The organism is Zhongshania sp. (assembly GCF_041623545.1).
In the GTDB taxonomy this organism is placed as follows: domain Bacteria; phylum Pseudomonadota; class Gammaproteobacteria; order Pseudomonadales; family Spongiibacteraceae; genus Spongiibacter.
Genome location: NZ_JBFJWS010000258.1, coordinates 1 through 4,619 on the forward strand (window position 1 = coordinate 1; position 4,619 = coordinate 4,619).

General features: G+C 52.4%; 5 protein-coding genes. 4 read left to right on the forward strand and 1 reads right to left on the reverse strand.

From position 1 onward, the window contains the following. The 4 genes from ABYT30_RS15855 to ABYT30_RS15870 all read left to right on the forward strand — a co-directional run. On the forward strand, window positions 1–387 hold a 387-nt coding region (locus tag ABYT30_RS15855), incomplete at its 5' end, for a phosphatase PAP2 family protein (RefSeq protein WP_373097460.1). 39 nt (window positions 388–426) lie between these two features. Then, window positions 427–1,482: an MJ1255/VC2487 family glycosyltransferase gene (locus tag ABYT30_RS15860; RefSeq protein WP_373097461.1), complete on the forward strand. Its 1,056-nt coding sequence runs from the start codon at window positions 427–429 to the stop codon at window positions 1,480–1,482. Then, window positions 1,482–2,612, forward strand: coding sequence for a DUF2817 domain-containing protein (locus ABYT30_RS15865; protein ID WP_373097462.1), 1,131 nt, complete (start codon window positions 1,482–1,484; stop codon window positions 2,610–2,612). The genes ABYT30_RS15860 and ABYT30_RS15865 overlap by 1 nt, the downstream gene beginning before the upstream one ends. A gap of 3 nt (window positions 2,613–2,615) precedes the next feature. Continuing rightward, window positions 2,616–3,359, forward strand: coding sequence for an alpha/beta fold hydrolase (locus tag ABYT30_RS15870; protein WP_373097463.1), 744 nt, complete (start codon window positions 2,616–2,618; stop codon window positions 3,357–3,359). Window positions 3,360–3,502: 143 nt separating this feature from the next. On the opposite strand, the gene ABYT30_RS15875 is transcribed toward ABYT30_RS15870, so the two are convergent. Next, window positions 3,503–4,619: GNAT family N-acyltransferase (locus ABYT30_RS15875; RefSeq protein ID WP_373097464.1), on the reverse strand; the 1,117-nt coding region annotated here is incomplete at its 5' end.

Genomic DNA, 4,619 nt, shown 5'->3' on the forward strand with positions numbered 1-4,619 from the left:
GTTCTGGTATATGCCGCAGGGATTCAACAGGGCCTAGCCTATTTTAGCGCAGTGCTAATCAGTTTTGCCGCTTGGTTGCCCGCCTACTGGGTTCTGAAAAATACCTGTCGGAGGCGGCGCCCACCTGCGGCCATACCCGCGTTTAGCGCATCGATCATCGCCTCCGATGAGTTCAGTTTTCCGTCTGGTCACACCGCTGCCGCCTTTCTTTTAGCCACAATGACCGTACTGTTCTTCGGTGTCATTGGCGCCCCCTTGTTTATCTGGGCTGCAGCAGTAGCCGCTTCGCGGGTGATCTTAGGGGTTCACTTCCCTACCGACACCTTGGCCGGCGCGAGCCTTGGCATTGGCATTGCACACCTGGGTCACAGTATTGCCATCGCCTAAGCTCGCAGCTGCACCTACCTTGTCAGGACAAAATCCCTTATGAAATTACTTTACGGTGTGCATGGCACAGGAAATGGCCATATTGCCCGCGCGCGAATGATGGCCCATCACTTTGCCAAACGCGGCATAGAGGTTCAGTATTTATTTAGCGGCAGACCACCTGAACAGTATTTCGATATGGCCGCCTTCGGCGATTACTGGCATTACGTCGGACTCACCTTTGCCACTGAACAAGGCCGCATTAGCAATATAAAAACCCTGCGCCAACTGCGTCCGCTGCAATTTATTCGCGATCTGCGCAATATCGACTTGAGCGCCTTCGACGCCGTTATCACCGATTTCGAACCCCTTACCGCGTGGGCTGGCCGCCTGCAAAACAAAGCGGTAATCGGTATCGGTCATCAATACGCGTTTGGCAACGCGACGGTTCCCGAAAGCGGCGCAGACTTACGCAACCGCCTCATAATGCGCTATTTCGCACCGGCAAGGTTTCGCTTAGGGCTGCACTGGAATCATTTTAATGCGGCCATCGCGCCGCCGATCATCAACCCTGAGGAACGCCGCGCCGCTGCTGCTGAACATATTTTGGTCTACCTACCCTTTGAAGATCAGCAGCGAGTGTGCGCCACCTTACAAAACATCCCCCAATATCAATTCATTCAGTACGCCCCGCAGCTCAGCGACATCAGTATTGGCAATGTCGCGCAACGTAAAACCAGTCTCCACGGTTTTAAGCACAATCTTTGCTCCGCCCGCGCGGTCATTTGCAACGCTGGATTTGAGCTCATCAGCGAATGCCTACATATGGGTATTCCGGCACTCGCCAAACCGGTTTCCGGCCAAGCCGAACAACTCGGCAACGCCGCTGCGCTCAAGCAACTTAACTTAGCCAGTGTCATGGACGAATTTAACCAGCACACCATTGAACAGTGGCTCTTAAATATTCCAGCGCAAACGCCACAGCACTACCCCGATGTCGCTGAAGCAATTTGCGACTGGGTATTAAAAGGGCAATGGCACGACAATGAGGCGCTGGTCAATCAGCTCTGGCAAGAAACCGGCATCCAAACAGCAATGCCACTATTGACACCATAATGTCCCAAACCTACTCAGGCATTAATACACCACCGCTCGAAAACGAATACGGTGAGCACATTGGCCCCCATTTGCCCGACTTCACCACAGTCATGGATGCCTGTCGCGGGCGCCTGCACAAGCGTCTTTCAGAATTACTCTCACTAGAACAACTCTGCCGCCAGGCGGGACCACTTATTGCGAGCAGAACCGAGGCTTTAATTACGGTAGACGAGTTCACCTTGCCATTGGTTTCCCTAGTTATTGGTAATCCCGTCACCGCGAAACACTGCCTATTGGTCACCGCCGGCATTCACGGCGTTGAGCGCATTGGCACTCAGGTCTTAATAGCGTGGCTAGAAAGCGTGGTAGAACGCTGCCGCTGGGACAGCCACTGGCGCCAACAATTTGAACGTGAAATCTGCATTGTTGCCGTGCCCATTGTGAATCCCGGCGGCATGCTCAGGGACTCTCGCTGCAATCCCAATGGTATTGATATTAATCGGCATGCGCCCATCGACGCTGAAGATAAAGTGCCTTTTCTCGTTGGCGGTCAGCGCCTATGGCGCAAAATACCCTGGTATCGCGGCCGCCGAGATGACGATTTTGAACCCGAATTTATCGCCCTAAAAAATATTATCCAGCGGTATTGCCATAGCAACCGCCCCTGTCTTGCGGTGGATTTTCACTCCGGCTTTGGTTTCCAAGATCACCTCTGGATACCCTACGCCTATCGCCGCTTACCCATACCCGATATTGGCAGCTATGTTGCGCTGAAGCTTCTTTGGGAGCGAAATTTCCCCCATCACAACTACGTCTTCGGCCCCCAAGCCATGCACTATTTAAGTCATGGTGATATATGGGATTACTTTTACCAAACCAGCCGCGCCCAAGGCATTACCTTACTGCCCCTCACCTTGGAAATGGGCTCTTGGTTATGGGTCAAAAAGCACCCCCAACAGTTATTCAGCTTCGCGGGGCTATTCAACCCGACCGTGCCCCACCGTCATGCGAGAGTGCTGCGCGGCCATTTACTCCTCATCGACTTTCTGCTCGCTGCCGCGCGCAACATCGAACACTGGCGACCGAAAGGAGAACAAGAGCGCGAAATGCAGCAAATGGCACAAAGTCTCTGGTATCGACAGCTATAGATTATGACTATCAAACACTGGGTATTCCTGCGCGGCCTCGGTCGTGAGCAAGCACACTGGGGCGAGTTTATAGCTAGCTGCGAAGCACAGCTCGGCTGGCAGTGCCACTGTATCGACTTACCCGGATTTGGCAGTGAGTATCAACGGCGCTCGCCAACACAGATCAGCGCCATTCGTTACGACATACAACAACGCCTACCAGCCCCGCTGAGAGGTGGCGCTCCCTTTGGCATAGTTGCTTTATCGTTAGGAGGAATGGTCGCGCTCGACTGGCTAGCAAGCAATCCAGAACAAATTGCGAAAATTATTTTCATCAATACCAGTACTGGCGATTGCCCGTTATTGCAGCGTTTAAAAATTAATTCACTGGCCGTAGCGCTCCGAGCATTACTCGCCTCAAGCCACATCGCCAGAGAGCGCGCAGCCCTCACCATGGTAAGTAATTATCACTCCGCAGACCTCGCACTGCTGGCTCATTGGCGACAAATAAGTACGCTTCGACCAGTGAAGCGAATTAATATTCTAATACAATTATTTGCCGCCGCCCGCTATCGCGCGCCGACGACACTCGTCGACAAACCACAATTAGTCATTAGCAGCCGCGCTGACCGCATGGTGTCGTATCACTGCAGTGAGTGGCTGGCGAAAAAATATCACTGGCCGCTGCTACTGCATGATAGCGCTGGCCACGATTTACCGATTGATGATGGCCAGTGGTTGATTGAGGTGTTTAAGAGAAATGCTTAAAAAGTCGGACGTCGGGTGTCGGAAGCCTGACGTCAACGCTCGTAGCTGACATCGGACGTGGCTCGAGTTTGCCATTACATTAAAAAAGATTTACTTTAGCAGTAATCCGCACACAACGATCCTTCCTGTGGTTTTACCCCACGTCAGACATCAGACGTCCGACACCCGACCTCGCCCCCCAAATACCGCTTCCGCCGCGCCGCCTTCATCTTGGTAATATCCACCAATACAAGGCCATCAATACAATCAGCAAAATCAGGGTCGACGTTAAAGGCAACAAAACTCACGCCGCCCGGCTCACACAACTCGGTATACTGTTTGTACAACGTCGGCACCGCACAGGACAGATCCGCTAATTCTTGCTTCAATTGGGTAAATTCCGCGCGATAATCCTCGCCACTAAATTGCGAGCTCGTCGTGTCAGAGCGATACGGACTTTTCGCTTTAGCCCACGCTTCACTTGCCGGAAAATGAGTCTGGTAAAAGGGAATTAATAGATCTTTGGCCGCACGGGGCAGGCTGTCGCTCAAACTCACCGGTCCGAATAAGTAGCGTACATCGGGGTAGCGTTGCAAATACGTGCCTAAGCCCTGCCAAAGATAATCTAAACCGTTACGCCCCCAATAACGCGGCTGCACAAAACTGCGACCAAGTTCGGCGCCTTGCTCAAAATACGCCTCGGCATAGGGAATCTGATAATCAAACAAGGATTCACTATACAGAGTCTGGCCATCGGTGAGACTAGAAATACGTTTTAGACGGTAAGCACCGACCAACTCCAGCTGATTTTCATCCCACAGCACGATATGGTCGTAGTAAGCGTCAAAGCGGTCGACATCTCTGCGCCGGCCCGTACCCTCGCCCACTGCCCGAAAACTCACCTCCCGCAGCCGACCAATCTCCCTCATAACAGTGCAATCACCACTGTACTGATAACAGTAGATTTCCATGCCATCGCGGGTATTGCCTAAGTGATCGCAGCGACGAATCGCAGCGCGTAATTCCTGGCGATCCTCGGGATGTGCGACCGCTTGCGCAACGGGCATAAAACACGGCTCGCCTGCGCGTTTGCGGCGACCGAGCTTATACAAATGCTTTTTAAATAGCCGCGCTTTAGCAAGTGCGGTTACTGGTAGATTTTGATAAACATCATATTCAATGGCAGAACCGATTGTGACTCGTACCGTACGATTATTTTGCTTAAACATTTCCCGAATCAACCATAAGGTGGACAGCGGCTTTGCCAACAAAGACAAGGCA

Bases quoted from the DNA above. Each gene is read 5' to 3' on its own strand.
- ABYT30_RS15860 (WP_373097461.1), top strand. From the start codon at position 427: ATGAAATTACTTTACGGTGTGCATGGCACAGGAAATGGCCATATTGCC.
- ABYT30_RS15865 (WP_373097462.1), top strand. From the start codon at position 1,482: ATGTCCCAAACCTACTCAGGCATTAATACACCACCGCTCGAAAACGAA.
- ABYT30_RS15870 (WP_373097463.1), top strand. From the start codon at position 2,616: ATGACTATCAAACACTGGGTATTCCTGCGCGGCCTCGGTCGTGAGCAA.